This window comes from Psychroserpens mesophilus (assembly GCF_000826645.1).
GTDB lineage: Bacteria > Bacteroidota > Bacteroidia > Flavobacteriales > Flavobacteriaceae > Psychroserpens > Psychroserpens mesophilus.
Genome location: NZ_JXJP01000004.1, coordinates 105,888 through 112,674, shown reverse-complemented (window position 1 = coordinate 112,674; position 6,787 = coordinate 105,888). Strand labels below are relative to the sequence as shown.

The following is a 6,787-nucleotide window of genomic DNA, read 5'->3' as shown; positions in this document are numbered from 1 at the left end:
TCACACAACTCATATGGCGCAACTGAAACCGTATCTGGCAACGGATTAACAAGCAATGTTAACTCTACCGTATCATAACAACCTGTCGTTCCACTCTCTACTCGAATATACACTGTCTGTACATTTGGTACAATATTATCATAGGGTATTGGGAGTACATTAACCCCATTGTCAGCATCTGATTGCGTCTCATGATATGTGACAACCATACCCGTTTGAACTCCAACGGCCTCCAAATCCTTTAAACTTAAATCAAAACTCGAAAACCCATCGTTGTCATCATCGCAAACCTCCAAGGGCGTTACAAAATTTGCTAATGGATTCATGATAACCTCTAAATCTAAAGTCGTGGTATTGTAGCAGCTAGCTTCATTATTAGCTTCTAATCGGACAAATATGGTTTGATTATTAATTATCGTATTTGTAAATGGTATCGATAACGGGTTTGTTGCAGCATCTGCATCGGCTTGAGTTGCATAATAAGTTACATTTACTGTAGTTGAATCTAAACCACCAATAACTTCAGCATTTTTTAAACTCAAATCAAACATTGCAAAACCGTCGGCATTATCGTCACAAACTTGCAACGGAGTGACAGTATTAATCGCTAATACACTAAAAACCAAATCAAAAGTTGTTGTTGAATAACACTCTTGAGTCATATCTGCGATTCTCGCGTAAACGGTTTGAGGGTTAGAGATATTTGTATAAGGACTGGTAAGCGCGTTTAAATTTGCATCTGCATCAGCCTGACTAAGATGATAAGTAATTACGAAATCTGTAGGATCTTGAGCACCTAAAATTGCTGAATCATTATCTGTTAAATTAAATTGTCCAACACCTGTTAGACTACATATATTAAGATCTGAGGCAGGATTAGCAACAGGACTAGGTTTAAATTCAACTTCAATTGAATCTGAAGAATCACAACCTGGAGCAAATTCAACATTTACAGAATACACACCACCTTCAGTAATATCGAGGGTAGAGCTTGTTTCTCCAACAATTTCAACACCATCTTTAAACCAAGTGTGAATTGCTGTAGGTGCTTCAGTATCTAAAGTAACTATCTGTCCTTCACATTCAGCTGTACCAGCAGCGATAGTAATATCATCTCCAAGTTCACCTCCTAAATTAAAACTACCGGCTTCAAGAAAAATTGCTGAATCCCAGATTGAATCCCCTTCATCAGCAACTACTAATTTGATTTCGTAAGTTGTATTAGGAATAACAGTTGCCGTAGCTGTTAAAACTACTGTTCTTCCTCCATAATTAGTATCATTTAAGAGATAGCCTTCAAAAAAGGCTGGGTTAGCAGTACAAACTCCAGAGTTATTAATATTGGTAACACTCACAGGAGTTCCATCTGGTAAAACGGCTAGATTAGTATATGCTGTGGTGCCTACTTCTCTTAGTAAAAAGGCAAAACTATCTGCAAAACTACACTCTGTACTACCATCATATTCCTCAGAAAACATGATGTAGCGAAAGCTAATCTCATCAGCTGTAGGAACAAAATTAAATTTTATAAAAGTAGCATCATTTGTGTTATTCTGACCTAAAGCAGCCTCAAGATCTGCGTCTCCTGGCTGACCGTTAGCAAAAGACACTAAAGCACCTCCATTCGGCGTATTTCCCGCAGGAAAAGCTCTACCCGTTGACAACACTATTCCTTCGTCAAAAGGAAAGTTTACAGCTCCACCTTTAGTAAAGTACCCATAACTTTTTGTTTGAAACGCATTTGGCGTACCGTTAACTTGAAAAGAAAAATTATCAACTCCGGAGCATCCACCAGAAACGAGTACATTTTCAATCAGTTCTTCTGGAGTAAATGACGACTCAGGATATGCAGGATTATTGATTGTAACAATTGGCTCTAAAACTAAAACGGTTATGGTTACTGTATCAGAACATCCTGTCGGATTAGTATCAGTAACCGTAAGTGTTACATTATATGTACCTGGATTAGCATACATGTGAGAAACAGTAGTTCCTATATCGGTTGTACTATCACCAAAATTCCAATTATAAGTAGCTCCCGTTGGATCATCTGAAAATGTTGCGCTTCCATTGAAATCAATATTTGTTCCTGGAGGAATTTCAATCACTCCTGCGCCATTTGCAACAGGATTCGTACTATCTATTGAAGCCGCAATAGTTTGACATTGTTCTTGACAAGTAATAAGAGCTTCCCAACCAGTTGTTGTTCCTGTTGGGTTAGATATAAACTCAAAAGTTATGCATCCACTTGTATTTGTTGCTGAAGCAGTAACAACTCCTGGTCCAGCAACTCCGGAATAGGATCCGATTATTGGTGCTGTTGTGTCATCTCCATCATAGATGGTTAAAATATCTGTATTTAATTGTGTGCTAAATGTTATAAAATTAAGGCTGATAAAGTCTCCAATATTTTCAGGACAAATAGTCGTCACTAAGTTTTCATCACTTGAATATGACCCAGCAGAACCACCCGAATCATAAAATACATCAGGCTCACATCTGTTGAATGTACCATCTTGCATTAATAGATCTTGAGCAAAAGAACCAAATGAAAGCAATAATAACAGTAACGTGTATAGTTTTTTCATAATACTTAACCTCTCTGTAAACTAAGCTTTGTCACTTAAGGTTGCAAAAAATATTGAAATGCAACTAATTAAAAAACAACCATATACGCTATTTTAAACCTGTTGTTATAAATAGTATTTGCACTAATCTCCTTTAGTGTGGTAGTTAAGCTTTTTCACAATAAAGGCGAAATTTAGTAAATTTTAACTAATTACATCTTCTAATCACTTACAAAATTGCCAGTTTAACAGTTCTAAACCATTTAGCAATGTTCTTTATAACTCATTTTTTTTGACTTTAGTATGATCCAAATTTTATATGAATTACGTATTCCTCAAAAAATACAGTATTGAACCAATAGTTTAGTATTTTTGCAAAAAAAATGAGTACTATGGATAACGTAACAATTTCAATAAAAAATACTTCCAATCCAACAATTATAAAATTCGAAGCTGATAAATTTTTAACGCAGCATGAAAGTTATGAATTTAATACTATTGATGATGCAGCGCCATCACCTTTGGCACAACAATTATTTTACTTACCTTTTGTTAAAAAAGTATATATATCAGGGAATTTTATAGCTGTTGAACGCTTTAATATTGTAGAATGGCCTGATGTACAAAACGAAGTTGCCGAACAAATTGAAACGTATATTAATAATGGTGGAGTTTTAATTACAGATACAAATATCAAAAAGAAAGTACCTGTAACCGTGTATGCTGAAAGCACTCCAAATCCTTCTGTAATTAAATTTGTTGCAAACAAAAAATTAGTTCAGAATTATCATGAATTCAAGTCTATAGATGAGGCTAAAAATTCACCTTTTGCTTCTGAATTATTTCATTTCCCATTTGTGAAAAGTGTTTTCTTAGATGAAAACTTTGTTTCAATTACCAAGTATGATATCGCTGACTGGAATGATATCACCATGGAATTACGTGAATTTATTAGAGTGTATATTGAAAATGCTAAAGACATCGTATTAGTTGATAAACAAAATTTAGAAGAAACACATCATAAAGTGCTTGATGCGAAATTTGAAACACATGATGATATTTCAAAAGAAATCATTAACATTTTGGAGGAATATGTAAAACCAGCCGTTGCCAGTGATGGTGGCAATATTGAATTTCAATCGTACGATGCTGAAAGTAAAATTGTAAAAGTAATCTTACAAGGTGCCTGTAGTGGTTGTCCTTCTTCAACATTCACACTAAAAAATGGAATTGAAAATATGCTGAAAGAAATGTTAAGTGGAAAAGTAAATGCCGTAGAAGCTATTAATGGTTAGGTGATTACACTTAAAATACTTATCTTTATAGGATAATATTTTTAATTTAAATAACATAAGAAATGGCAGTATTAAAAGTAATTGAGGTTTTATCAAATTCAGATAAAAGCTGGGAAGATGCAACAAAAAAAGCGGTAAAAGAAGCTTCTAAAACGGTAAAAAATATTCGTTCAGTATATGTACAAGAGCAAAGCGCCATAGTTAATGGCGATGATGTCACCGAATTTAGGGTGAATTTAAAATTAACTTTTGAAGTCAAATAACCGTACAAATCAAAATCAAAATCAAAAAAACACTTTAATTAAAGTGTTTTTTTTGTTTAATTTCATTTTGAAACCAAACAAAATATTAATACTTATCATATTTTTTTTATCTTTAATAAAAAAGTTCTCATGAAAACTCTAAACATATTATTTATTGCTATCGTATTTCCAATAGTTTCAGCTTTTCCTCAACAAGAGTTGATAGGTGGTCAGGCCATTGGAGGAAGTCGCGTTAACCTTCTTATAGATGTTACTCCAGTAGTACTCAATGAATCCGTTGAAGGTTCACCATACATTAACGAAAAATTTTTACCCGCTACGATATCTGCATCTGAAGGTGATGTATTTTATGTTAGATATAATGCCATGAGTGATGAATTTGAAGTAAAAGGAGATCAAAACAAAGCTTATGCTCTAAATAGATATCGAAGAGATATTGTTATAGAAATACTTCCGTTAAAAAAAACATATCAGGTTGTTGGATACTACGATGATGAACGAAATGAAAATTTTGGATACTTTTTATATTTAACCAACCCAAAGGCAAAAACTGTTTTGTTTAAAAAAGAAAAAATTATTTTTATTGATGAGCAAAAAGCTAGTACTGGCTATGACAGTAACGATCCTGCAAAATACAAGAGAATAAATGATAAATTTTTCATCAAACTCAATGGTAAAAAAATACTTTCAGAACTACCTAACAAAAGGAAAGACTTAGCTAAGCTATTTTCTGAACATGAAGACAGTGTAATCGCATATATGAAAGAAAATAGAATTAAAACTTCTAAGGAGGAAGATTTAATCCAATTAATAAATTATGTAAATACGCTTTAGTTAAATGCTATTAAATTTTACTTGACGAATATATCATTTTATGAATGGTATATTCGTTTTTTTATCTAAGATTTATCTCAAAAAAATAAATTTTTGATTGTAGCAGTTTACTTACGTAATATTTAACAAGCTTAATCAAACATTTACGTTAATCTTAACATATTATCCTTTTTAGTTCGTCTTTTTTTTGCTTTTTTTGAAAAAAATTTTTTATGAAAAAGACAACACTTCTATTACTAGCACTTGCATTACCCCTAATTTCTATTTCTGGCCAAGAGGTTTTGGCTGGCCAAGCAGTTGGAGGGAGTCGAGTTGCTGGAATTATTTCTACAACACCTATTGTACTAAACGAATCTGTTGAAGGTACACCTTATATTAATAAAGAATATCTTCCCGCAAAAATATCAGCAGCACAAGGCAATACCTTTTATGTAAGATATAACGCATTAAGAGATGAGTTTGAAGTAAAAGGACAAAACAATACGGCCTATTCTTTAAACAGATATAGAAGAGATATCGTTGTAGAAATTGTTCCATTGAACAAAAAATACCAAGTGTTTGGTTATATGGATGAGAATCTAAATGAAAATTTTGGTTATTTTGTGTTTTTAAGTGATTCAGATAGGGAAGCTGTTTTATTGAAAAAAGAAAGAATAACATTCATTGGCGAAAAGAGAGCTGTAACGAGTTATGATACACCTAGATCAGCAAGATATAAAAGATGGAATGACAAGTTTTTCATAAAACTAGGAGACGCTAAACTTGTTAAGGAATTACCAAGAGGTAAAAGAGCAATAGCGAAGTTATTTCCTAAGCATAAAGATGTTGTTTTTAATTATATGAAAGAAAATAAAATTAAAACATCTAGAGAAGAAGATTTAGTGCAATTGATGAATTACATAAATACACTCTAAACTATAAAATCTTAAATTTATTGAAACTGAATGTGTTATCACCGCGATAATCCATTCAGTTTTTTTATTTTTGTTCACACTAAAACGAAACACTTACTAATGGAATTACAAAAATGGATAGATAAAGGTTACGAAATCATTGTTGATTTCGGTCCGAAAGTATTAGGCGCAATAGCGATATGGATTATTGGATCTTGGATTATAAAATCTCTAATTAAAGGTCTTAGAAAGGCCATGGAAAAAAGAGACTATGATGAAAGTCTTAAAAAGTTCCTCTTAAATTTATTAGGTTGGATTTTAAAAATTGTACTTATTATTGTTGTTTTAGGAACTGTAGGCATCGAAACGACTTCTTTTGCTGCGATTTTAGCTGCCGCAGGTCTTGCTATCGGACTGGCACTTCAAGGGTCTCTTGGTAATTTTGCTGGTGGTGTTTTACTTATGATTTTCAAACCTATAAAAATTGGAGATTTAATCGAAGCTCAAGGTGAAATTGGTGTTGTTAAAGAAATTGAAATCTTTACAACCAAATTAACTGGTCTTTCTAATAAAGAAATCATCATTCCTAATGGCGCATTATCTAATGGCAACATTATTAACTACACCACTGAAGGTACAAGACGTGTGGATTTAGTTTTTGGTGTTGGTTATGATTCAGATATTAAACAAACTAAAGATGTGTTAAAACAAGTCTTAACTTCTCACCCAAAAGTATTAAAAGAACCTGCTCCAGCAGTAACTGTAATGGAATTGGCGGACAGTTCAATCAATTTTGCTGTTCGACCTTGGTGCAATACTGCAGATTACTGGGATGTGTATTTTGATGTCACTGAACAAACAAAAGAAGCACTTGACGCTGCTGGAATAGAAATACCATATCCACATCAAGTTGAAATACAAAGACAAGAATAATT

6 protein-coding genes are annotated in these 6,787 nt (G+C 32.8%); 5 read left to right on the top strand and 1 reads right to left on the bottom strand.

The features are described from left to right. Nucleotides 1–2,588: choice-of-anchor L domain-containing protein (locus TD18_RS06180; RefSeq protein ID WP_040250011.1), on the bottom strand; the 2,588-nt coding region annotated here is incomplete at its 3' end. A gap of 371 nt (nucleotides 2,589–2,959) precedes the next feature. Here TD18_RS06180 and TD18_RS06175 point away from each other — a divergent pair. From TD18_RS06175 to TD18_RS06155, 5 genes are all read left to right on the top strand, one after another. Further along, nucleotides 2,960–3,862, top strand: coding sequence for a NifU family protein (locus tag TD18_RS06175; protein WP_040250008.1), 903 nt, complete (start codon nucleotides 2,960–2,962; stop codon nucleotides 3,860–3,862). 62 nt (nucleotides 3,863–3,924) lie between these two features. Continuing rightward, a complete protein-coding gene (locus TD18_RS06170) occupies nucleotides 3,925–4,125 on the top strand; it encodes a dodecin family protein (protein WP_040250005.1) in 201 nt (66 codons plus the stop codon). Nucleotides 4,126–4,254: 129 nt separating this feature from the next. After that, complete coding sequence (locus TD18_RS06165; protein ID WP_040250003.1) at nucleotides 4,255–4,959, top strand: hypothetical protein; 705 nt, start codon at nucleotides 4,255–4,257, stop codon at nucleotides 4,957–4,959. A 212-nt stretch (nucleotides 4,960–5,171) separates the two neighbouring features. Beyond that, complete coding sequence (locus tag TD18_RS16620; protein WP_052461062.1) at nucleotides 5,172–5,873, top strand: hypothetical protein; 702 nt, start codon at nucleotides 5,172–5,174, stop codon at nucleotides 5,871–5,873. Between the two features lie 99 nt (nucleotides 5,874–5,972). Beyond that, entirely contained in the window at nucleotides 5,973–6,785 is an 813-nt protein-coding gene (locus tag TD18_RS06155; RefSeq protein WP_040250000.1) for a mechanosensitive ion channel family protein, read from the top strand. Nucleotides 6,786–6,787: the final 2 nt, after the last annotated feature.